This is a genomic window from uncultured Paraglaciecola sp. (genome assembly GCF_913020055.1).
In the GTDB taxonomy this organism is placed as follows: Bacteria; Pseudomonadota; Gammaproteobacteria; order Enterobacterales; family Alteromonadaceae; genus Paraglaciecola.
On sequence record NZ_CAJWCF010000029.1, the window covers coordinates 19433 to 44465 of the forward strand.

At 41.5% G+C, this 25033-nt stretch carries 17 protein-coding genes; 7 read left to right on the plus strand and 10 right to left on the minus strand.

Annotated features, from left to right (window positions below; genetic code table 11):
- Positions 1 to 101: 101 nt before the first annotated feature.
- From QZ488_RS08285 to pilM, 5 genes are read right to left on the minus strand one after another with little or no spacing between them, the layout of a single operon-like run.
- A complete protein-coding gene (locus tag QZ488_RS08285) occupies positions 102 to 1868 on the minus strand; it encodes a type IV pilus secretin PilQ family protein (protein WP_293747475.1) in 1767 nt (588 codons plus the stop codon).
- Entirely contained in the window at positions 1861 to 2400 is a 540-nt protein-coding gene (locus QZ488_RS08290) for a pilus assembly protein PilP (RefSeq protein ID WP_293747477.1), read from the minus strand. Before QZ488_RS08290 ends, QZ488_RS08285 begins: the two co-directional genes overlap by 8 nt.
- On the minus strand, positions 2397 to 3014 hold the full coding sequence (locus QZ488_RS08295; RefSeq protein WP_293747479.1) for a type 4a pilus biogenesis protein PilO: 618 nt from the start codon (positions 3012 to 3014) through the stop codon (positions 2397 to 2399). Before QZ488_RS08295 ends, QZ488_RS08290 begins: the two co-directional genes overlap by 4 nt.
- Complete coding sequence (locus QZ488_RS08300) at positions 3011 to 3595, minus strand: PilN domain-containing protein (protein WP_293747481.1); 585 nt, start codon at positions 3593 to 3595, stop codon at positions 3011 to 3013. The genes QZ488_RS08295 and QZ488_RS08300 overlap by 4 nt, the downstream gene beginning before the upstream one ends.
- Complete coding sequence (pilM, locus tag QZ488_RS08305; protein WP_293747483.1) at positions 3583 to 4647, minus strand: type IV pilus assembly protein PilM; 1065 nt, start codon at positions 4645 to 4647, stop codon at positions 3583 to 3585. Before pilM ends, QZ488_RS08300 begins: the two co-directional genes overlap by 13 nt.
- 138 nt (positions 4648 to 4785) lie before the next feature.
- On the opposite strand from pilM, the gene QZ488_RS08310 reads away from it, so the two are divergent.
- Both QZ488_RS08310 and QZ488_RS08315 read left to right on the plus strand, forming a co-directional pair.
- Positions 4786 to 7419 carry a penicillin-binding protein 1A gene (locus QZ488_RS08310; protein WP_293747485.1) on the plus strand — a complete coding sequence of 878 codons (2634 nt, stop codon included), beginning with the start codon at positions 4786 to 4788 and terminating at the stop codon, positions 7417 to 7419.
- Between the two features lie 74 nt (positions 7420 to 7493).
- A complete protein-coding gene (locus QZ488_RS08315) occupies positions 7494 to 9188 on the plus strand; it encodes an NAD-dependent malic enzyme (protein ID WP_293747487.1) in 1695 nt (564 codons plus the stop codon).
- Positions 9189 to 9269: 81 nt separating this feature from the next.
- On the opposite strand, the gene QZ488_RS08320 is transcribed toward QZ488_RS08315, so the two are convergent.
- From QZ488_RS08320 to QZ488_RS08335, 4 genes are all read right to left on the minus strand, one after another.
- Positions 9270 to 10262, minus strand: a complete 993-nt coding sequence (locus QZ488_RS08320) for a diguanylate cyclase (RefSeq protein WP_293747489.1) — start codon at positions 10260 to 10262, stop codon at positions 9270 to 9272.
- A gap of 308 nt (positions 10263 to 10570) precedes the next feature.
- Complete coding sequence (locus QZ488_RS08325) at positions 10571 to 10903, minus strand: DP-EP family protein (protein ID WP_293747491.1); 333 nt, start codon at positions 10901 to 10903, stop codon at positions 10571 to 10573.
- A complete protein-coding gene (locus tag QZ488_RS08330; protein WP_293747493.1) occupies positions 10903 to 14115 on the minus strand; it encodes a winged helix-turn-helix domain-containing protein in 3213 nt (1070 codons plus the stop codon). The genes QZ488_RS08325 and QZ488_RS08330 overlap by 1 nt, the downstream gene beginning before the upstream one ends.
- A 306-nt stretch (positions 14116 to 14421) precedes the next feature.
- Positions 14422 to 15942, minus strand: coding sequence for an aldehyde dehydrogenase family protein (locus QZ488_RS08335; protein WP_293747495.1), 1521 nt, complete (start codon positions 15940 to 15942; stop codon positions 14422 to 14424).
- Between the two features lie 149 nt (positions 15943 to 16091).
- Here QZ488_RS08335 and QZ488_RS08340 point away from each other — a divergent pair, with 149 nt between their 5' ends.
- The 3 genes from QZ488_RS08340 to QZ488_RS08350 all read left to right on the plus strand — a co-directional run bounded on the left by QZ488_RS08340 (position 16092) and on the right by QZ488_RS08350 (position 18643).
- Positions 16092 to 17030: a helix-turn-helix domain-containing protein gene (locus tag QZ488_RS08340; RefSeq protein WP_293747497.1), complete on the plus strand. Its 939-nt coding sequence runs from the start codon at positions 16092 to 16094 to the stop codon at positions 17028 to 17030.
- A gap of 196 nt (positions 17031 to 17226) precedes the next feature.
- Positions 17227 to 17991: a YiiX/YebB-like N1pC/P60 family cysteine hydrolase gene (locus QZ488_RS08345; protein ID WP_293747499.1), complete on the plus strand. Its 765-nt coding sequence runs from the start codon at positions 17227 to 17229 to the stop codon at positions 17989 to 17991.
- Between the two features lie 34 nt (positions 17992 to 18025).
- The gene (locus QZ488_RS08350; protein ID WP_293747501.1) at positions 18026 to 18643 is read left to right on the plus strand and encodes a LysE family translocator; all 618 of its coding nucleotides are present in this window, start codon (positions 18026 to 18028) and stop codon (positions 18641 to 18643) included.
- Here QZ488_RS08350 and QZ488_RS08355 read toward each other — a convergent pair.
- Positions 18640 to 19014 (minus strand): DUF3703 domain-containing protein, encoded by a 375-nt coding sequence (locus QZ488_RS08355; protein WP_293747503.1) that lies wholly within the window; start codon positions 19012 to 19014, stop codon positions 18640 to 18642. The two genes, QZ488_RS08350 and QZ488_RS08355, sit on opposite strands and share 4 nt — an antisense overlap.
- Positions 19015 to 19191: 177 nt before the next feature.
- On the opposite strand from QZ488_RS08355, the gene QZ488_RS08360 reads away from it, so the two are divergent.
- Both QZ488_RS08360 and QZ488_RS08365 read left to right on the plus strand, forming a co-directional pair.
- Positions 19192 to 23469, plus strand: coding sequence for a DEAD/DEAH box helicase (locus QZ488_RS08360; RefSeq protein ID WP_293747505.1), 4278 nt, complete (start codon positions 19192 to 19194; stop codon positions 23467 to 23469).
- 379 nt (positions 23470 to 23848) lie between these two features.
- On the plus strand, positions 23849 to 25033 hold a 1185-nt coding region (locus QZ488_RS08365; protein WP_293747507.1), incomplete at its 3' end, for a transposase.

The window sequence follows — 25033 nt, forward strand, 5'->3', positions numbered from 1 at the left end:
AGCTTTGTAAGGTTTATGCGCCAGTAATAATAAAAAAACAGCATAATCAAGTGATTAGGCTGCTTTTTTGCATCGAATTAAGGCGGCTGAACCACCAAATTTTAGTTGGTTCTCAATTCATCGGTTAAAATTTTAGGTGTAACAAAGATTAGTAGCTCGCGTTTCTCTATTACTTCTGATGAATTTTTGAATAAGTAACCGACAAAAGGTAAATCTCCTAGAAGAGGTACTTTTCGCACATCGTTTGAAGAACTCTGTTGAAAAATTCCGCCTAGTACTATGGTCTCGCCATTTTCTACTAATACCTGGGTACTGATTTCTTGAGTATCAATTGCCACTGCATCGCCGGTTGACGTTGAAACAGTATCCCCTCGGGTATCTTGGGTCACAACCAAATCCATGATGATCCGATTATCTGGGGTGATATGTGGTGTTACTTTCAAACTTAATACTGCTTTTTTGAACTCAACCGAAGTGGCGCCACTTGATGTTGCTTCAACATAAGGTATTTCTGTCCCTTGCTCAATGTAGGCTTCATGTTGGTTAGCTACGGTAATACGTGGACTGGCGATTACTTCACCTTTGTTTTCAGACTCAAGGGCTGATAATTCCAAATCGATGATAGTGCCATCTAGTAGTCGAGCGATTTGTATGCCAATACGCCCAGCAGGATTACTCACTGGTAACGCTACATTTAATCTGTCTGTAATCGAAGGAACAACACCACTTGCAATGGAATCAGCACCCGCCAATGAACCTGATATTGCACCATTATTCATGGTATCGCTTAATCCCCATTGCACACCTAATGATTCGCTTGCGTTGTCTCTTACGGTAACCATGCGAGATTCAATCAGCACCTGTTTAATTGGAATATCTAAGGCATCGACTAGAGATTTAGCTTCATCGATTGATGTTTGTGTATCTCGAAGTAAAAGTGTGTTGGTTCTTTCATCAACAGCTACGCTGCCCCTAGGGGTTAAAATACTGTTTTCAGTCCCTTTTAGAATAGCTGCGATATCTTGCGCTTTTGCATAATTGATTTGCACATTAGTTGAAACTAGTGGGGCTAGTTCAGCTACCTGTTGTTTAGATTGCAGTTGCTGAGTTTCGCGGGCTGTCAATTCTTCAGTAGGTGCAATAAGTAAGATATTTCCTTCAAGTCTTTTGTCCAAGCCTTTGATTTTTAAAATCATATCTAATGCTTGATCCCAAGGAACACCAGATAGACTAATAGTCACATTGCCAGTTACGGTATCTGTAGTCACTAAATTGAAATCATTAACTTGAGCAATAATTTGCAATACTTGGCGAACCGGGACGTCTTGGAAATCAAGCGAAATAGGCTCTCCAGAAAAATTGCTTTGTTGGTCATCTACTGGCGCATCTTTTAGGCGTTTTTCAATTTCTATGCTCAAACTGTTAGAGCTTTTTTGATGACGAAAACTAATTTTTCCCTGAGTTGAAAATTCTACTCTGGTTTGTTCTTCATCTTGAAAAGTCTCGATACTATTGACTGGAGTGGCAAAATCTACCACATGAAGTGTAAACAGTTGTTCATCTGCTAGTTTTGTTTTGGGTAAAACTAAACTTAAAGTTTTGCCTCTTTCACTCAACTGCAACTGAAAATTTTCATTACTAAACATCATTAACACTTTAGCTCCACCACTGGGCAAGCGTGAAAACTGCACGTCTTGCAGTTCAGAGAGAAACATGTTGTTAATCTGAGGTTCGGGATCGACTAATACCGGAGATGCTTCTTGGCTAAATGATTTAAATGCAAATAAGCTTACCGCTGCTGCAATTAACCAATACCAGGTCGGATTAGTTCGATTAAGTTTTTTGTTAAAAATAAAACGCTCAGACATTATTTTCTCCTGCCTTCGAAATCATGGTGAGTGTGGCTTGTTTTTTCTGCCAGCAGCCAGCGCCATCGGGCAGCATTTCAGTAAAAGAAACTGTGCCATTTTGAATAGAATCGATTTTCCCAAAAAACAATCCGAGGTAATCGCCAATTGTAGCTTTATATAAACTACCGGTATTAGACTGAATTAGTGCCCATTTTTTGCCATTAGATTGAAATACGCCAGTAATAGATAACGCATCGATACCAAATTTTTCCAAAGGTTGTTTGCTCCGATTAAAGTCTGGTTGAGCACAATTTGGTTGTGCCGCGACTTTTATTTCAACTCCCGCGCCTGTATTTCTAGGACGTTGAAATGGGCTGCGTAGTGTGTCGGCAGAATAGATAAAAGTAGGTTTGCTTTCAAACTCAGGGTAGGGCTCTATATTGACAGTCGTAGTCTGTTTTACTTCTGCGATAAACACTTGTAAATCGTCGACCTTAGCTTCACAACCACTTAGCAGTGCTGCAGCAAACACAATCTTAAGATGTTTCATTGTGTTTTCCCCGCTGTCGCATCGTCTTGTTCATTTGATGTTCTATACGTTTTGGCTTGTACTTTAAGCTTCAGAGTATTGGCTTCTTGGGTGACTTCAAAATCATGCACTGTGACAATTCGCGGCAATCCAGCTATTTCTGAAGCGAATTGCCCGAAGTTGTGATATCCACCATACACTTCCATTTCAATAGGCAGCTCTGAATAAAATTCTTTTGGAATATCTCTTTGCCAATTTAACAATCTAAACGTTAGCCCAGCTGACGTGCCCACTAATGTAATGTCATCCAATAACCCTGGCGTTTCATTACTAGTAGGTAGCGACTTTAACATAGATGAAAAGTCACTTTTCAATCTGCCCAATTGTTCTTCATAAGCTTCCAAGTTAACCGCAATACGGTATTTACCTTGGTAAGTTTGTTTTAGCGTTATTTCATTACTTTGCGCCGTGGCTAGAATCGGTAATTTGTCTTTTACAATAAAATAGTATCCACCAACCAAACCAATTATCACTACAAATAACGCAACTAAAGACTTAACTTCAAAGGGCCAAGTGGCCACTTGTTCAAAATCTAAATCATTGATCTCTTTTAACTTATTAAAATCAAATTTCATTTGCTTGGCTCCTCGTTAATGACGGAGAAATCCGGTGCAACACTAGGGTTAATAGTAAACGTGAGCTTAAAATCACTGACCGCTTCTAAAGCAGAGGTATCAGCCTTTATTGAAGATAATTCGCCGCTACTAAAAACAGTTGATTCTTCTAACTGACGCATGAAATCGGCCAACCTGTTGTTTGATTCGCTGACGCCTAATATTTCAATTAGATTGCCCTGACGAGAAAAGCTTCGAAAAGACAAACCATGTGGTACCAATCTTACTAACTCATCCAACACTATTGGCACCGCATTTCTGCTCGACTCGAGTTGTTCAATCAATGCCATTTTTTGTTCAATTGTTTCTTTGTCTTTTTTGATATTTTTAATTTGTTCTATTTGTTGATCTAACAAGGCAGTTTGTTGTGCGATAAAATTGTTTCGAAAATTTTGATTCTCGGTCATCTTATCCAATATATATCCCGCACCAAACATTAAGCCGATTGCACTTAATCCGAGCACTACTAGTAAAGTAAGGTAATTTTTTTTATGTTCTGCTCTGCGACTTTCGCGCCAAGGCAGTAAATTTATATGTGCCATGGTTGAAAACTCCTACTTGCCAAACCCGCAGCGATAATAAGTTGTCCAGAGACTTGTTCTAAATCAGCTTGATTTACAGTGTCTGCGATCACCATGTCGGCAAATGGGTTGAAACAAATGACTTCAATACCTAAATCCGCAGTTAAGTCTTCAGGTAAGGATGTTAGATACCCACCGCCTCCGCATATTAATAAAGAGGTAGGGCGAGTTTCACCAGAAGTACTGATATAAACCTGTAATGCTTTATTAATATTTTGCTGGAGATTAGCCAAAAACATAGGGTAAGCGTCTTGTTTCCATGTTTCTGGTAAGGTGCCATCTGTTAATTGTTGTTCAATTTGAGAGCGTTCTTGACTATAAAGCATGGTCAAATCTTGAATCAATGCGTCCATGCCAAAGTTGTGATCTTTGGTATAAATAACCTTTCCATCTTTTACTGCACACATTTGTAAATGACTGGCGCCAATATTGATGCAACAAACGGTTTCCTCAGCTTCACTTGGATAGAAAGATGCGACAGCTTCTCCTAATGCATAACTTTCAACATCAACAATTTTGGCTTCGTAACCTACTTCACCTAATAATGTGATCCTGCGATCGACTAATTCTTTATGCACCGCACTTAATAAAACTTCTACCTTATTGTTAGCGGTTTGGCTGTCTCTTATCTCTTCGAAATCAATGTAAACTTCATTCAATGGATATGGAATCAAACTATCAGCTTCTAATTCAATCTGGCTTTCAAGTTCGTGGTCGGTTTGTCCTGGTTCCATATAGACTATTTTATTTAGCACTGTCGAACCTGATACCGCTATAGCAACTAACTTATTTTTACTTTTCAATGCAAGTTTTACTTTTTTGAGTGCGTGGCTTACCGCTTCGAAATCTTTAATTTCACGCTCTGCAAAAGCATTGCCCAGAATCGGCTCGCAGGCATAGGCTTGCAAGTTGTATTGTTCACCTGATTTTTCCAGTACCACGGCTTTAATAAACCGTGTACCTATATCAAGGCCAACCATTTTTTGTGCTTTAGAGCCAAATAAGTTTTTCAATTGTTAGACATCCGATTGAATGAGAATAAATCCACGCCATCATTATTACGTAATTTTTTGTGTTTTATGGTTCTAATAACTGTACATAGGTATAAAATGTAGATCATTTATTAGAAGTTGCCTTGGTATTATCTATCCGTGAAGTTACTTAAACCCGCATTAATAACCATTTCTGTCGCATTTGTTATTGGTATCGCCGTCCTATTAGGTACCTATTTTTATATCAAATCTGACTTACCTAGCGTCGACGTGCTTAAAGATGTTCGATTACAAACACCTATGCGAATATTTACGCAAGATGGCAGACTCATCTCCCAATATGGGGTGAAGCGCCGTATTCCACTTACTCTTGAGCAAATTCCTGAACAATTAAAACAAGCCGTTATCGCTACCGAAGACAGTCGCTTCTACGATCATCCAGGTATAGATCCTATCGGCATGATGCGCGCATTAGTTAATTTAGTCGTCACCGGTGAAAAAGGGCAAGGCGGAAGTACCCTTACTATGCAAATGGCGAGAGACTTTTTTCTTACTCGAGAAAAAAAATACATCCGTAAAATACGAGAAATCATCCTAGCTTGGCATATGGAGCAACTATTGAGCAAACAAGAAATACTAGAGTTGTATTTAAATAAAGTTGCACTCGGCCATCGAGCCTTTGGTTTTGGCGCCGCCGCACAGGTTTATTATGGTAAAGCACTGAATGAACTGACATTAGCGCAAATTGCCACTATTGCAGGATTACCTCAAGCACCTTCAGCCCTTAACCCTATTAGTCAGCCAGAGCGCTCATTGGGCAGAAGACGTATTGTTTTGTTACGTATGTTGGACGAAGAATATATTAACCAAGAGCAGTTTGAACAGGCCGTTGCTGAACCTGTAACCGCTAAAAAATACGGCGCGGAAATAGACTTAGATGCACCTTACCTAGCAGACATTATTTATAGCGAAATGATCGAACTGTATGGCAAAGACGAAGCTGAAACTGGCGGTTATCAAATTTATGCTACCGCTACATCTGACTTGCAAGCTGCGGCACAAAAGGCAGTACGTCGAAATCTACATGATTACGATGAGCGCCATGGTTATCACGGGCCAGTTGCACAACTTTGGTCAGTAGGTGTTACTGATGACCAAAAGGAGACGCTTTCACAGCCTGAACAATCTGAGTTAAATAGCGTCTCCCCGTGGCCTGAAGAAAAAATGTTAACTTACCTGCAAGGTGTACAAACCTTTGAATCGATGCACCCCGCTATTGTTGTTAAAGTGAATGAGAAAGACATCATCATTTTCAACCAACAAGGAAAATACAGCATTGTTGATTGGGATGGCTTAGATTGGGCAAGACCTTATATTAATGATGCTAAACAAGGGCCTGATCCCAAAACTGCTAGCGACATAGTGCAAGCAGGGGCGCTGATTTTAATTCGGCAAAGGGAAGACGACTTACATTGGCAAATTACCCAATATCCCCAAGCGAGTGGGGCGTTTGTGGCGTTAGATCCTAAAAATGGTGCGGCACAAGCTGTAGTCGGTGGGTATAGTTTTTATCAAAGCCAGTTTAACCGAGCCACGCAAGCCAAAAGGCAAGTCGGTTCAAACATTAAACCTTTTATATACTCTGCGGCACTAGAAAATGGCTACACATTAGCCAGTGTAATAAACGATGCACCAATAACTCAATGGCAATCTGGCTCAGGCAACGCTTGGCGACCAGAAAATTCGCCTGCAGAGTATGACGGGCCTATTCGTATGCGAGTGGCTCTAAGCAAATCGAAAAATGTGGTGTCTGTGCGCCTGTTAAGGGCAGTAGGACTAGAAAACGTCGCAGAACATCTTACCCGTTTTGGCTTTGATAAAGATGATATCCCTTTAGATGAAACCCTATCTTTGGGTTCTGGCTCGCACACACCACTTGAAGTGGCGACCGCCATGGCAGTCATTGCCAATGGAGGATTTTTAATTCAACCTCATTTTATTCAACGTATCGAAAACGAAATGGGTGACATATTGTGGAAAGCCAATCCAGTACAAGCGTGCGATCCTTGTGTTACCGATGTACAAGAAAATCAAGTTGAAGTTGACCCTGAGGATATTGAGGCCTTGTTAGCTGCTGAGTTTGATTTAGCCCAGCAGGTTGAAACACCTGTTAAAAATATTCTCTCTGCGCCCAGAGTCATCAGTGCCGAAAATGCATTTTTAGTAGCAGAAATGATGCGTTCAGCAGTGCAAATTAATGGCACTTGGGATAATCGTGGTACTGGTTGGCGCGCGGCTTTATTGATGAACCGTCGTAGTGACATCGCTGGTAAAACGGGTACCACCAATGATGTACGTGATACTTGGTTTAGTGGATTTACACCAGACTTGGTGGCCACAGCATGGGTTGGCTTTGATGATAACAATCGTCGTTTAGGGCGCACTACGCGCAATCAAAATTTAGTTAATAAAAATCCGGAAAAATTTAATTACATTGGTAATGCGTTACTTGGCAGTGAATCGGGTGCCCATGCCGCGCAACCTACTTGGATAAGGTTTATGCAATATGCGCTAGCTGATAAACCTGAACATTTATTACCTATGCCAACCAATCTACTTACGATGCGTATAGATAGGGGCACAGGTAAACTTACTAATAGAACAGATAACACATCTATGTTTGAATACTTTACTCAGGGAACTGAGCCACAAACGTTTGTTGCTGATGCGCAAATTATTGAGGCTGCAGACCAAGGCGAGCAAAGCCAAAAACAAATTGAAGATATATTTTAGAAAATTATTCCTTCACTGAACAAATTTGTCAGTGATAAATGCAATAACACACGAATTAATAGGACAATACGTTAATGTCAAATTTTGCAACCAAGAGTGCGCTGTATATCCCCCATTCTGGTCCCTCTTTATTAGAAACCCCTTTGCTAAATAAAGGTAGTGCGTTTAGTTCTGATGAACGTATAACGTTCAATTTAACTGGCCTTATCCCGCCGCGCTACGAAACGATTAAAGAGCAGGTAGACCGAGCTTACATGCAGTATTCAAGTTTTGTTGAGCCAATAAATAAACATATCTATCTGCGCGCGATCCAAGATAACAACGAAACTTTGTATTATCGATTAGTTAAAGAACATATCGACGAGATGATGCCGATTATTTATACCCCAACAGTAGGGGATGCCTGCGAGCAATTTTCAGATATTTATCGCAGCTCTCGTGGTTTGTTTATCTCTTATTCTGAGCGTCATCAAATGGATGATATTTTACGCAACGCCACTAAGCGTAAAGTAAAAGTCATAGTAGTCACCGATGGTGAGCGTATTTTAGGTTTGGGTGACCAAGGCATTGGTGGCATGGGCATTCCTATTGGTAAGTTATCTTTATATACAGCTTGTGGTGGCATTAGCCCCGCTTATACCTTGCCTGTCATGTTAGATGTAGGCACCAACAACGAAAAATTGTTGGCCGATCCTATGTATATGGGCGCGCGCCACAAACGAATTGGCCAGGCAGAGTACGACGAGTTTGTCGATATGTTTATTCAGGCTGTTTATCGTCGCTGGCCCGAAGTTATGCTGCAGTTTGAAGATTTTGCACAACCTAATGCTATGCCTTTGCTCGAACGTTACAGAGACAAAATTTGCTGTTTCAATGATGACATACAAGGTACAGCCGCAGTGGCCGTGGGTACAATATTAGCAGCCTGTAAAAGTAAAAATACCAAATTGTCAGAACAAAAAGTGGCCTTTGTCGGTGCGGGTTCTGCCGGTTGTGGTATCGCCGAGCAAATTATTCAACAAATGTGCAGAGAAGGTATTTCAGATGCCCAAGCGCGCAGCCAAGTATTTATGGTTGACCGCTTTGGACTACTTACCGAAGGCATGCAAAGTCTACGTGATTTCCAACAGCGCCTTGTTCAATCAACCGATGCAATTAACGAATGGTCTTTTAGCAGCGAATTCCCATCATTACTTGATGTGATTAATTGCGCCAAACCCGATATTTTAATTGGCGTGTCAGGGCAGGCTGGTTTGTTTACCGAGCAAGTGATTCGCAACATGAAAAAACATTGTGAATTGCCGATTATTTTCCCGTTGAGCAATCCATCTCGCCAAGTCGAGGCTACTCCGCAACAAGTCATTGAATGGACTGAAGGCAAGGTGATTATTGCTACAGGCAGCCCCTTTAAACCTGTAGAGTACCAAGGCAAAACTTACCCCATTGCGCAGTGTAATAACAGTTACATCTTCCCTGGTATGGGCTTAGGCGTGATCGTTTCCAAAGCCAGTTTGATCAGCGACGAAATGTTAATGGCAACCAGTGCCGCATTGGCCGAAGCCTCTCCTCTTGCTGCAACCGGTAAAGGTGAATTATTGCCAGCATTAGGTGAAATAGCCCAGCTGAGCAAAAAAATTGCTTTTGATGTGGCGAAAATTGCCATGCAACAAAATTTGGCCTTAGAAGTGTCTGATGAGATATTAAAAGAACGAATAGAGCGAAACTTTTGGATGCCAGAGTACCGTCCCTACAAGCGAGTGAGTATTTAGTCCATTCATAATGCAGTGAATTTAAAAAAGGCCAAGGGTGATTTTGGAGTCCATTCCCCCTTGGCCGTTAAACGTCAACTGTTACAAACTGAGATTAATTCTGTCTCTTCCTTCTGCTTTAGCGCGATATAAAGCGGTATCTGCGGAGCAAATAAGTGCCTCTGGCGTGCGAAATTGACCGTTGTGTTCGCATGAAATACCTTGGCTAACACTCACTCTGAGGGTCGAGGGTAAACCCAACTCACTAAAATTGATGATGTTGATCTGCTGCTGAATGCGTTTGGCCACCAACTCTGCATCCGCTGCACGGCTACGGGGCAGAATAACTGCAAACTCTTCACCACCATAACGGGCGGCTAAACTATCGTTGGAAGGTAAACAGTCATCTATAACGGTAGCGATTTTTTGCAAACACTTGTCGCCGTTAACATGGCCAAACTGATCGTTGAAGTGTTTGAAATAATCCACATCAATTAAGATCAAACTAATAGGTTGATCGTTCACAATGCTGTCATTCCAGCTTTTGTTCAGGGTTTTTTCAAGGTTAAAACGATTAGCCAAACCTGTTAAATGGTCGGTGCTAGCTTGCCTGCGTAGCTCGCTATATTCGGCCTTATGTTCTGTTAAGTTATGTAATACACCAACAAACATCGGATTGCCTTCAGTCAATGATTCGGGCAAGCAAGAAATTGATAAGTCAGCTTCTAACCAAGTGCTGTCTGCACGGGTCAATAAGACTTCTTTGGGGCCATGACTTAATGGCTGCTTTTTGTTGTCCTTCCAGTTTAGGAATATGTACTCATACTGTTCACGATGACGGTCGTGTAAAAAGTTAAACCATCGCTGTCCAACAATCGCGTCTTGGGAATTGCCAAAAAATTTTGCGGCCATTGGATTGATAACTTCAATCACACCATCCGAATTAACTACAAATATGCCTTCCGCAATGGAATGTATCATATTGATAAAAGCACCCATTTTTTCGTTAGACAGAGAAATAGAAAATTTTTCAATTACTGAACAAGAGTCCAGATTGTGGCTGTTAGTTTGTGTTTGATTGTTAGCTGGAGTCATTGATAAATCCTTAGCATGTTTACGGCATCAAATTGATGTCAAACACTCTAAAGAAAAAATCAATCAACTACCTTCTGGTAACCTTCTGATTTTAACTGTTTGTTTTAATTGAATTTATTTGAAAGTTTTAATAATGTTTTTAGGTGTTTGGGAGGGGGAAATTTAAATCTACAACATTGGGCTTCAGTATTTGGCCTAGTATTGATAGAAGAACACACACTTAGGAATAAGCATAGCCTTCGATAATCGACTGTTTCCAACCTAAAAACAAAAGGCTATGTAAATATAAAACATCGCAAAAATGATGGTTAGTTTTTATCGCGAATTTTGGGATCTGGGCTATAAAGACTAGTACCGTCAGGAAGCTTAACTTGTAGTTGTAAGCAAATAGTTTCGGTGCTTTTATCAATATCCACTAGGGTTAAGGTTAGTCCTCCATCGCTGATTTGATGGCTTGTGATATCGTGATTGACGTCGTCGCTAATTCTTGGTTGGAGAAAAACAGTACCGTCAGTATTAGTCAGTCGATAAATAATGTTGGTCGGAGAATTGATATCCACACTCCCGTCGAATGGTTCACCATCCCGCGAATAACTGAAAATGCCATTATTTACCGTAACATCTATATTTATATCGCTCATTAGTGTTTTCCTTGTGAAGTTATACAGGCAATGGCCTGCTGGTAGGGTTGTTGAATGTTTGGTGATAAATTCGATTCTGCAATATTGGCGAGTAAATCATTGGCCTTTCTACAGCCATTGGTGTCCCAGCCTAATTGGTATACCATAAGTTTAAGTTTTGCGTGTATGGATAAAAGTTCGTCATCTCCTGTATTTAGTTCGATGAACTCGCGATCCAACTCATTGGCAAGTGATTTGACCTTATTTTGGTCACCAGTTCTGCGGTACAAACCAATAAATTCCCAAAGTCTTTTTATATACACTTCCTTTTGGTCCGGACTACTTTTAGGCAATGAGGGTAGGGTATTAAGAATATTTTTAAGATTATGAGACATGTCAATACCCTCTCGGCCCTGAAGGTTGATTAATAGATTAATATGCTTATCTCTATCCATTTGTAATGACGTATTGTCAGGGTCTTCGTTAGATATTAAATTTGATATCTCATAGGCTCTTTGCGCAAGCGGCAAGGCATCAACGGCACGATCTTCTGTGATTAGAATATTTGCATAGTTATGTAACGCAACGGCTAGATCTACTCGACCTTGAACATTCTGAGTATTTAAAATTGTAGGTTGGTCTAAAAGCGTAATAATTTCTTTAATATAATTTTTTGCTTGATTTACATCGCCAAGCGCCAAAGATATTCTGCGCAGCCAGGAAAGTGTGTCGCCATGATCGGCCAAAGTTTGCGCGTCCTCAGGCAGTAAAGTAAGAAGTTGTTCGCTTAGAAGAAGCGCCTGCTGAAAACGTTCAAGAGCAGCAGTGTAATTCATCTCACCAACATCTAACGCGCCAAGCGAACTATGTGCATAGAATATTTCGCGTAAAGCATCTGAGGAGGTAGGATCAATTGAAAAAAACAGTTCACTCAAAGCCAGATATTCTTTCATGTACAATCTAGCCTTGTTCCATCTCTTTAAATCATAAGCAATTTGGCCCAACCAAAACGCATTGGCGCCCAACGTTTTTAACAATTCCTGATTATCAGGCCGCTCAACATAAAGCTTAACTAAAATTACTTTTGCAGAACTAAAAGCTTGCTTCGCTTCATCATTTTTAGCCCTAGAATAAGCCACCTCCCCCATAGCCCCTAAGGTCTGCGCATGCTGAAACCTTGCTTTAAAGTTAAGTAAGCTGTCAGACAAAGAAAACAAACTACTATCATTGTAATCATCCTCCTGCTGACTAAAATACTCCAACGCCTTATTACTAATACCATCCAACAAATCCATACGTTTAACACTGCGCAACTTGTCAGCAAATTCCCCCACCATAAAACCTAAAAGACTTTCAGCATCAAGACGTTTTTGCTGAGCGAATGCTTCAGATTGTTGACTTTTGATACTCATGAAAATGGCGGTAAAGGTTAATAAGCATAATAGGGTGATGGTAGAGCGAGTTACCCAACGCTTAGTTTTAACCTTTTGTTGTGAGGCCTTTAGCAACGCTAGTTCATCTTTATCCAAAGTAAATATAGGCATACTTTGTAAACTAAGTGCTTCTTCTAAAGGTTTACCTTGGGGTAGCAGATAAGCCAAACTTCTGTCTTCTTTGAGCCAGCGCTCGGTTAATTGTTGCAAGCGGCTTTTAATTGTTAGGCTATCTTTGTGAGCACTGATCCATTCACTGGCTCTGGGCCAGCGCTTTAATAACGCTTCGTGAGCCAAACTGAAACAAGGTTCGTTATTTTGCAGATGAGACACAAATAATCGGCTGTTAACCATGGCTTGCACAAAAGAGGTTTCACTGGCTTGGGATAATTCAGACCAACGAGCGGCGCGGCTAGTAATGGTTTCGCCGTCTGGGCTTAATGTGACTAGGCGTGATAACACCGCGGCTAATTGTGGTTGATGTTCTTTAGGTAATTGTTGATAAATTTCTTCCGCTTTTTTACCAATCGCCCCTTCAATACCGCCTAGTGATTTATATACAGACACCTGCAATTCATCAGTCTCACTGCGTTGTAAATACAACTCTTGTAAGGTGTATTGCAACATGGGTAAAGCGTCTGGATTGTTGGCAGCTTCTGCACATAATATTTGGTCAAGAGGTGTGGCTGAATCAGCATCAAGCGACCATGTTAAGTTTGCTGCTACTGCAGGTAACCTGATCATTTGCATTAGTTCGGCGCGGGTAGGGGCTAATAAGTCAAAATGCCCACCGTTACCTTTATTTGCCATTAGACTTGGGTGATTCACCACTAAAGGATAAAAATCATTACGACAAGCACTGATGACAATAATGGCACCGCTGGTGGCGAGCTTTTCAATTAACTCTAAAAAAGCGACTCGTTCATCATCACTAAAAACAGGTGACGACAACAGGACTTCAAGCCGGTCGATAAATAATAAAAACTGCGGTTTACTGTAACTTTGTTGTGTTTGTTTAAGTGCTTGAATACATTGTTCGATTGACGTGTTGCTGTCTTTTTGCAGCTGCTGGGCCAAGTTTTCAGCACTCATACCTGCGAATACTGGCTGATCGTTTACGTCCCAGTCGAGCATGGCAGAGGCTAAATCGATAAACAGTCGTTCGGCGCTGATGTCGGCAAAATCGATGCTGGTATGTGATATCACGCCAATACCGTTATACCCATTGGAACTGGTTAACGCTGGCAATAAACCGGCATTCACTAAAGATGATTTTCCGGTGCCGCTGGGGCCTAGGATTAAACAAAAAGTATGTTGGGCGCTGACTTGGTTGGATAGTCGTTCTAACAGGGTGGAAATTTGCGTGTTACGGCCAAAAAACACTTGCGCGTCTTTGGCTTCAAATGCCACTAAACCCGGAAAAGGGGAAGCGCCCTGCCAGCTACTTTGTTCGGCTTTAAGCTCGTCATCAAGAGGGAAATCTAACTTGGCAATAATGTGATAGCCACGTTTACGGATAGTTTCTATATAAGTAGGTGTACTGGGTTTATCGTCTAGTGCTTTGCGTAATTGGGTAATGGCTTTATGCACTGGGTTGTCACCAATATCCATACCGCCCCAACACTGGGTGGCAATCTCATCGGCACTTAATACATCACCCTGTTGTTTGCACAACAATAGCAATACATCCATTGCCTTAGGTTCAAGCTGCTTAATCAACTCGCCACGGCGCAAGGTGTTAGTACTGGGATTGACTTGCCAATCTCCGAGGAAAAAAAGACGGGTATCTTTTATTAGCAAAACTCCCCCCGCGTTTTATCTACAAAGATTATGTCTTTAGATAATGTGGGCAGTAAAAATGATAATGTTATATTCAATAGTGTCATATTGTTGCTGCTTATTATTATGTTGTGTACAGCTCTAAATAATGTGCTTAAAACGAATATAACTGATAGTGGAAAAGTTATCACCTATGACTTGATTATAGTTATATACGAACCCGTAATATACGTTTATTCGTTGTTACACAGTTGTTAGGGGAGAGAGAATTTGGCGAACAATGGGCCGCCAAATTCTTGGGGGGGTAGTGCATAACACTAAGGATTTTTAGAAAAATCCTAACGGATTAGTGTCATAACTGACTAACAAGTTTTTGGTTTGTTGGTAGTTACCTATCGCTACTTTGTGGGTTTCGCGGCCAATACCTGATTTTTTATAACCGCCAAATGTAGCATGGGCAGGATAGGCGTGATAACAGTTGGTCCAAATACGGCCTGCCTCAATCTGACGACCTAAGTGATATGCGCGATTTATGTCGCGAGTCCATAATCCTGCACCTAAACCAAACGCGCTGTCATTGGCGATAGCAATGGCCTCGGCTTCGTCTTTAAAGGTAGTCACACCTACAACAGGGCCGAATATTTCTTCCTGAAATACCCGCATGCTGTTATTGCCTTCGAGCAAGGTGGGTTGTACATAATACCCTTTGTGATAGGGGCTACTTAAATTAGCTGGACCACCACCGGTTAATACTTTTGCCCCTTCTTTGCGGCCTAAATCTATGTAGCCGAGGATTTTTTCATATTGCTCGCTAGATACTTGCGCCCCTACTTGTGTATCAGTATCTAAGGGGTTGCCACGAACAATGCTATTGGTGCGAGCTAAAACTAGCTCCATAAAAGGTTCGTAAATGTCTTGCTGTATCAGGGCACGAGAAGGGCAAGTGCACACCTCGCCTTGGTTAAAGAAGGCTAAAACTAGCCCTTCAACACACTTGCTTAAGTAACTATCTTCAAAATCCATGATGTCTTTAAAATACAGGTTAGGTGACTTTCCTCCAAGCTCTACTGTAGACGGAATAATGTTTTCAGCTGCACATTTTAAAATATGAATACCTACTGGTGTTGAACCGGTGAAAGCAATCTTGGCTATGCGTTTACTAACCGCAAGAGCATTCCCAGCTTCGACGCCGCACCCGTTGACGATATTCAATACTCCCGCTGGCAGTAAGTCGGCTATTAACTCAACCAATACTAATATTGAGGCGGGTGTTTGTTCTGCTGGTTTGAGTACCACACAATTTCCCGTGACCAGGGCGGGTGCAAGTTTCCATGCAGCCATTAAAATGGGGAAATTACAAGGGATAATTTGTCCAACCACACCTAGAGGTTCATTGATCTGATAGGACACGGTATTTGCATCAATTTCACCTAAAGTCCCCTCTTCAGCACGCATACATCCAGCAAAATATCGGAAATGGTCAGCCGCCAAAGGTATGTCTGCATTAAGGGTTTCGCGTATTGCTTTACCGTTGTCCCACGCTTCTGCAACTGCTAATAATTCAAGATTTTGCTCAATGCGATTTGCTATTTTAAGTAAGATGTTTGAACGCTCAGTGATAGAGGTTTTAGCCCATGCACTTTTTGCTGCGTGGGCCGCGTCTAAAGCTAGATCAATGTCTTCTTCGCTAGAGCGTGGTATTTCACAGAATTTTTCGCCATCAATAGGACTAACGTTGTCAAAATATTTGCCTTTGACAGGGGCCACCCACTGCCCACCAATAAAGTTTTGGTATTGATCTTTAAACGTCATAAGTGAACCCGTTGATCCGGGATTTGCATAAATCATAAATATTTCCTCAATATTGGGTTTGTTAAAAAATGTTTAAATAAACTCGTATTGATTGTTAATATAAACTGAGGCTGTTAAGAAGTACTTGTCTGGGAGTGCATATCACTTGCCTGACAATCCATGATTAATTTAGCTTGGAAAACACTATGAATAATGATGTGCGTACAAGTCGGTTAGGGCTAGATCAACCCAAGACGTTAATAGAGAATCGCGTCAGTTTCGCTGGCCCCCATTCTGAGTTAAGTATTTACGATACTTATTTACCCGCTGAAAAAGTATTGCTGCGCTCTTCAGGTTTATTTTATTGCGGTATGAGCCAAGGTAAAAAAGTACTGCACGGCACACATCCACAACAAAATACTCTGCAATCTCAAGAGTTTATTCCACATCAATCTTTTGTGATGGCTGCTGATACCTCGGTAGAAATTGATTTTCCAGAAGCCTGTATGCACCAACCTACCCGTTGTTTGACTGTCGAAATCAGCAATGAACACCTTGTTTTGTTAGCTGAACAATTAGACAGCCAGCTGAGCGCACCGTTGGAATTAGATAGCTGGCAGGTATTATCTAACATGCATTTACATACCCAGCATTCACATGGCACACAAATGTTACTCGAACGGCTTTTTAATAGTTTTGTGGAAAATGAAAATGAAAGTGAACGAAATATCTCGATTGATTTTGGTGTGTCTGAGTTAGTAGCGCGAATACTCAAACATCAAGCCCGAGAATTTGTGTTAAGGCAGTCCCTTGAGTATTCGGATAACAGTGGATTACAGGCTTGTGTGCATTATATTAAAACCCACTTAAGTGAACATCTGGATATTGATTTTTTGTGCAAAATGGCGTGTATGAGTCGCAGCCGTTTTTATCAAAAATTTAAACAAAAACTGGGTTGCACCCCCCTAGCATTACAACAACATTTACGTATTGAACATGCCGCCAAACGCCTAACCGCTGGTGAGTCTGTAAGTCAGGTGTGTTTTTCATTAGGCTATACAAGCTTGAGCCATTTTAATCGTCGTTTTCAGGAACAGTACAGTATGCCCCCATCATTGTTTTCCAGAAAAGCTATTGCTCATTAGATTTGAGTCAACAGCCCCTACTGTATCAACCCAATTCACGATATCATAAGAAGACTTTGCAGAGAGTGCAGACAAACCAGTCTGCAAAGCATGGACGTCGAGGGTAAAAGCAAAATTAGCAACGTCAACCCGACAATTCCCAACAAGTTACTTGAAATTGAATGATTAATTGTACGAACACCAGACTGAGAGTTGAATGAGTTTAATGAATAAAATTGGCCGCAAGTTAGCAGCGTTTTTGGAAAAGCCAAGTGGGGTCATTCAACCATCAACCTGCAAACCGGATTTGTTGGCTTCAACAATAAGAGTGGGTGACGTATTGTTAGTGGATGGCTCCAGTCGGATCAGCACTGCAATTAAGTACCTCACGCAATCCACTTGGTCTCATGCCGCTTTGTGTATCGCCGATGACAGTAAGAGTGCAAACCCAAGTTGTGACAAGATAACCTTAGTTGAAGCGGATGTACTCGACGGCATACGAACTATACCTCTGAGTCATTACGCAGATTTACACACCCGAATTTGTCGCCCGGTAGGGCTGAATGATGAAGAAATACAAACTGCTATTGAGTTTGCTAAGGCTCAAATTGGCCATCAGTACGATATGAAAAACGTGTTTGATCTCATGCGTTACCTAGTGCAAACACCACCTATACCTACTCGTTGGCGCAGACAAATGATTGTGCTTGGTAGTGGCGACCCAACGCGTGCTATTTGTAGTTCATTTATTGCCAAAACTTTTCAGTCAATTCGTTATCCTATATTGCCCAACATTTTTTTTGACCAAGCTAAAAGCAAGCAGAATAAGGCGTATTACAACGAAGTATTACAAATTCGTCATCATTCTTTATATGTGCCTAGAGATTTTGATATGTCGCCGTATTTTAATATTGTCAAACCGACGTTAAATGAAGCATTTGACCCCCACACGTTAGAATGGAGTGAGTATCAACAGGGATAGTTTGTTTGTTAAATATCTCTGTTAAATACCCTATATGCCAAATTTAGCTACACTCGCCTTATTTATTCCCACCATATTTTTTATCTCTATCACGCCAGGTATGTGTATGACTTTGGCTATGACCTTGGGGTTAAAAATTGGCCTGCGTAGAACCATGTGGATGATGCTTGGTGAAGTATTTGGCGTTGCCTTAGTCGCTGTTTCGGCTGTAATGGGCGCAGCTGCCATTATGCTGAATTACCCCACTGTGTTCACTTGGTTTAAGTGGATAGGCGGGCTGTACCTCATGTACTTAGGATGCAAAATGTATTGGTCAGGTAGGCATTTGTCTCTTGCCACTGAGATGGATTTAACACTTAGTCGTTATGCCTTAATATCACAAGGTTTTGTCACTGCTATAGCCAATCCCAAGGGCTGGGCATTTATGTTGTCTATTTTGCCGCCTTTTATCGATGCAACCCGACCTATTACCTTTCAGCTTTTGGCCCTTGTGAGCATTATCATGCTTAGCGAATTTATCTGTATGATGATTTATGCAACTGGGGGCAAGGGATTAAAAACCCTGCTCAACAAAGGCAACAATATACGTTGGATGAATGGTATTTCTGGCACCTTGTTGATAGGCGTAGGTGTGTGGTTAGCCTTGAGTTAACCAGTTTGTGCACTATTGGCCTTAGTTATGATAGATGCGAGTTTAGGTGACACAGGTAGCACCTTAAAAGGGCTCACGTTTGCACCTCCTGTATTCCCCGCGGGAATAAACCCAATTGCCGTTTTTGTTGCCGCGCCGACTATACGCATGACTTGACCTAAGCCTTCTTTAATATTGACTTGCCTCACTGCCCAAAACAACATCAAAACATGCACCTTTGTGTGTAACAAGGTGGATGCTTGCCCAAGCACGTGGGCGTTTTCTAAATGTTTAAACTCAACACCCGCATTATTTTGTTTTCTTGCCTGTTTCGCCAATATCAACTCTTGCTCAACGTAAGGTTTGATGTTTTTGTAAAAGTGCTTAGGCATAAATAGGCTTCAAAGTTGTCTATAGGTATTGTCAGTTTAGGCTTTTTTTAAAGGTTACTGTCATTAAGTTTAAGCAATAATTCTCGGTCTGTATCTTTGAGATTCATTGTTTACCCATGTTATTTTTGTTAATTTCATGCCATTGAAAAATCAAAGTTCATTAAGAAACCCACAACTATGAAGCTTGCTGCTTTAATCCAGCCACACATCCATCAACAAATTGAAACTTTGTATCAAACCTTTTTAAGACTTCATGAATCCGAACGGAGCCTATTGATAGTATTGGCTGTGATATATAAACCTATTGAAATTACAAAGTTTGCGCAAGTAATCGAAGTATTAGAAACAAGCGGCCTTTTACCCAATCCCAAAAAAGAATATCGCTTATCTGCGAGGCAAAGAGAGCAATTCATTACACTTTCGTTATTAACAGTTAGCAAAGAGGGTTTACAACTCAATAGATTGCTCGCCAATCGTTTAATCACTGAAATTGGCCAATTACGCACAGCGTTTGAGCTTAGCGCAAACCAGAAGTTACTTGAAATAATGAAGGCTGCCGAAGAAATTGTGCCAGTGATAAATAGTTACAGCTGGCAGAATAAACATGCCGATGAACAAAGAGTCTTTCGAGACCTCTACTATTTGAACCAAATAGAACAGCTTGAAGCTGAGTTAACATTCAATAAAAACCCACAAGTTATCGACCATGTAAAAAACACTATTTTAGTTGAGATTCTTTTTTTACCTTTTAATTTAGGCAAATTTTTACAATTGCCCAAAGTGCTGCAATACCAAGCGTTTGCAACTCTTTTTAGAACGTTTCAAATACATGGGCAAAGCTGTACTTACCCCATTCAATTATTAGAGCAAGTGTGCGCTGCGAATCCGCTTAGAACAAACCACGGATATAATCTCGACTGCCATCATTTACTTGCCCAGCAGTATTTATATCAAATGCGTTTTGACGATTTTGAACGTATCCAAGATATTCAAGACACCAGCAGTTATGGATTGCAGTTGCGAGGTGTTTATTGCTTTTTAACCGGTGAAAACCAGCAAGCTATCGATTATTTTGAGCAAGCTATGCTCGCTAAAAACAAACTAACAAAACGCAAAAAACAATATTTAAATGATGTGTTGGGGTATTTCTATAAATTGGCATTGATGGTTCATGGTAACCAACGGGATGTAAGTTATTTTTCTAATGCCCTGCAACAAGTCGAATTTGAAGACAGCGACCGTAAATCCGATAATGATTTTTTTTATATAGGACAAGGTGTCGTTAAACCGATTCAGAGCTTATTGTCGGGCGAAAAATATAATATAAATATTGAATTTAATAGCGTTGATGATGAGATTGATTTTTTTTCTCATCAGCTCTGCTATTTTAATTATTTATTGGCGCAGGTGTGGTGCAATCAAAGTAAAGATCCCGCGCTTGCTAAGTTAGCATTAAAATATCAGGGGAACTTTAGGCAACTTGGCTATCCTTTATTTGCAGAAATGTGCCAACAAATGGCGGCGAGTTTCAGTAATAAACCGCCCGAGCAAGAAACCAAACTAATTGATGTTACCAGTCTAATAGTTACCAAGTCACAGTGGGACTTAGCCCTAGATAAATTAATTGCACTCAATCCAAATGCTGAAAAAAATGCGGCACCGGCTGCACAAAAGACAATCAAGCCAGTGCGTTTAATTTGGGAATTTGAAAAGAGTTATGGCCATTCATTGACGGCTCGTGAGCAAAAGTTTAATCAATCAGGTTGGAGCAAAGGTCGAGTCGTTTCGTTAAAGCGTTTGAAAGAAGAAACTGCTTTATTTGACTACTTAAGCGAAAGTGATAAGAACATTTGTCGTGCAATCGATGCTTATCAAAGTTGGGGATATTACTCAAAGCTTGAATACACACTTCAAGGATTGCCAGCTCTAGAAGCCGCAGTGGGAATAGACAACTTATACCAATCAGATGATTTAAGCCAAGTGATTGAAATCATCAAACGCGAGCCTGAATTATTGGTTAGTCAGCATGGAGATCAACTTTGTTTAAGTATCGCGGATTTACCCGATGATATGAGCAGTGACGGGGGGCAGCCCGCTTACGATTTAAGGTCTATTACTGATACACAATATCAGCTCACGGTGTTTTCGCCTGAACATCTTAAAGTGGCCGACATCATTGGCGAGGCAGGTTTGCTAATTCCCATCAGTGCCAAGCAAAAAGCGTTAGCAGGCATAGCGGCCATTGCGCCATTTTTAGATATTCAATCTGATATCACAGAGCTTGATACTGGGTTAGAAACCCATGCATGCGATCCCAATTTAGTGGTGAATATTCATCCAATCAAAAACGGGCTAACATTTACCTGTGTGGTGATGCCATTTGGTGAAACAGGGCCTGCATTCAAACCAGCGGTTGGTAATGCCAGTTTGACCACTGACTTAAACGGTAAGCGCATGGCGACTCAACGTGACCTAGTGCGCGAAGAAACATTATTGGACCAACTCGACCAAGCTTGTCCCGCTTTTTTAAATATGCCAGATAACATCTTACTATTAGACGACCTACAAACTGCGCTAGTCGCGTTAGAGCAGTTAGAGGTGGCCACCACTCAAGCGCCATTTGATTTAGTGCTACGCTGGCCAAAAGGCAAAAAAGTAAGCTTAACCAAGAAATTAGACAGCGCGCACTTACACATTACATTTAGTCATAAAAACGAGTGGTTTGATATTACTGGCGACTTACAAATAGACAATGAGCAAGTACTCGACCTACGAAAACTGCTGGAGCTGGTCAAAACCAGTCATGGTCGCTTTATAGAGCTTGGCCAAGATCAAATACTCGCCTTGTCTGATGATTTACGCCACAAGCTCGAATTAATCAATCAAGTCACCGATGATGGTAAATTTCACCCATTAGCTAGCTTGCAAATGGAGGAAGCCACGACCGGGATGCGCATGAAAACAATTCATGCCTGGGATGAGCAAACCCTCAAAATGCATCAAGCGAATACGCTTGAACCGCAGATCCCCTCGACGTTTCAAGCGCAATTACGTGACTATCAATTAGTAGGATTCGACTGGGCATCGCGTCTTGCACATTGGGGCGCAGGCGCTTGTTTAGCCGATGACATGGGCTTGGGTAAAACGTTACAAGCGCTCGCTGTTTTATTGTCGCGGGCTAACCAAGGTCCCAGTTTAATCATAGCACCCACATCTGTTTGTTTTAACTGGCAACAGGAAGCGTTAAAATTTGCACCTACGCTGAATATCAAAATATTTTCCGACTCAGCTAATACCGTCCAGCGTCAAAAATTGTTAAACGAATTAAGTCCGTTTGACTGCGTGATCATAAGCTACGGTCTGCTTCAAAGGGAACATGAAATACTGAAAGGCGTTCACTGGCACAGTATAGTAGCCGACGAAGCCCAAGCATTAAAAAACCCATTAACCAAACGTACAAAAGCTGCCATCGCATTAAAAAGCGATTTTAAAATGATCACCACTGGCACACCCATTGAAAATAATTTAACCGAGTTATGGAGTTTATTCCGCTTTATTAACCCTGGTTTGCTGGGAAATATCAAACGCTTTGGCGAGCGTTTTTCAGTGCCAATCGAAAACGCAAACGAAGACCCACTCGCCGCGCGCAAAGCCAGCCAAGCACTTAAAGCGCTGATCCAACCGTTTATCTTACGGCGCATGAAAAACCAAGTATTAACTGAATTACCATCCCGCACTGAGATCAATATTCGGGTAGAAATGAGTCCCCAAGAGCGTGACTTTTACGAAGCGCTGCGACTCAATGCAATAGACAATATTAGCCAAAACGACCAACAAACCAATGCAGGCGAACAGCGAATTAAAATGCTTGCCGAGCTAGTAAAATTACGCCAAGCCTGCTGTCACCCTAAATTGGTCATGGCAGAGGCCAACATACCCAGCGCCAAATTAGCCGCCCTTGATGAATTACTAGAAGAGCTGAAACTCAACCATCACAAAGCGCTCATTTTTAGCCAGTTTGTTGGGCACTTACAATTAATCAAACAACACATCGAAGCCAAAGGGATGAGTTATCAATATTTAGATGGCTCCACACCGCAAAAACAACGACAAAAACGCGTGAACGCGTTTCAAAGTGGTGAAGGTGATATATTTTTAATCAGTTTAAAAGCGGGTGGTTCAGGTTTAAATTTAACTGCAGCAGACTACGTCATACACATGGATCCTTGGTGGAATCCAGCCGTAGAAGAGCAAGCCTCTGACCGCGCCCACCGCATAGGCCAAACGCGGCCAGTGACCATTTATAGGCTAATTACCCAAAATACAATAGAAGAAAAAATTGTCGCACTTCACCAACACAAACGCGACCTAGCAGACAAGCTACTATCGGGTAATGAAGCGGTGACTAAGCTGTCGGTAGATGACATGCTGAACCTACTGAAACAGACTTTCTAGCTCAGGTTAACTCACCACGGCTGGTTTGAGTGTTACACCATTATTGGCAGAAATAACGTCACAATCCGTTGCCAACATTGAGCCGTTAGCCATAAATATTGGTAAGCTCGATTTCAAGCTAAAGTCTATAGTGTTGAATTAGACTTAATAACTGAGATAGGAGGCGGTCATTGGGCATCCTTGATTGTTACTTCGGCTAAACGCCCAAAGCGGACCAAACGAATTATTGAATCGAACGGAAAAAATGAGCGAAAAGCGGTCGGTGGGCTAATTAGTTTTTCAACAGTTAATGCCCATATTTTGCGCTATAAAGTATCAGCATACCTACAATAAAAAAACACACCTATACTGTATAAAAATACAGCGATTGGGGTGATATATGTCTATTGTCAAGGATGCCAGAAGAGAGGGGACGGTAAAGTATGAACGTCATAAACCAGAGCAAACCCTTCTTTATCAAATTATTGAAAAATATTACCCGCAGTTTCTGAGCCACATGGGGCAACAAGATAAATATCTGCCCAAGTATGTGCGGTCAGAATTTGAAGCGTACCTCAAGTGCGGTCGTTTGGAATATGGGTTTTTGCGAGTACGTTGTGAAGATTGTCATCATGAGCACTTGGTTGCGTTCAGTTGTAAACGCAGAGGTTTTTGTCCCAGCTGCGGTGCGCGGCGAATGGCAGAAAGCGCTGCCTTGCTAGTTGATGATGTGTTGCCCCATGAGCCCATTAGGCAATGGGTATTGAGCTTCCCTTTTCAACTTAGATTTTTGTTTGCCAGCTATCCTCAGATCATGGGAAAAGTACTGGGTATTGTCTATCGCACACTTGCCACACATATCACTAAAAAAGCAGGCTACAACAAACAGACGGCACAAACGGGTGCGGTCACACTGATCCAACGATTTGGCTCAGCGCTGAATTTAAATATCCATTTTCATATGCTCTACCTTGATGGTGTATATGCCGCAGATAACTATGGCAAAACACGTTTTCACCCGATAAAAGCCCCGACAAAAAGTGAACTGAATAGTCTTACTCACCGCATTAGCAAGCGTGTGGCGGGTTTTCTTGAGCGCGAGGGCTTATTAGTGAGGGATGATGACAATGACTACCTGGCTTTGGATGGGCTGGAAGACGATCCGATGTTGCAAATTCACGGGTATTCCATTACTTATCGCATCGCTACAGGCAAACAGCAAGGACGAAAGGTCTTTACCTTGCAAACCATTGCACCTATGGCAGAACAAGGGCTTGCGGCAGGCTGTGCCGCAAACGTGGCAGGCTTCAGTCTCCATGCAGGTGTCATGAGCAACGCACAGGATAGGGGTAAACTCGAAAGGCTGTGCCGTTATATTACCCGCTCTGGGGTATCAGAAAAAAGGTTGGCAATGACGACTTACGGTAAGGTTCGTTACCAACTAAAAACACCCTACCATGACGGCACCACTCATGTGATCTTTGAACCGCTGGATTTTATTGCCCGTTTAGCGGCACTGGTGCCCAAACCCAGAGTTAACCTGACGCGCTTTCATGGTGTGTTTGCACCAAACAGTCGGCACCGC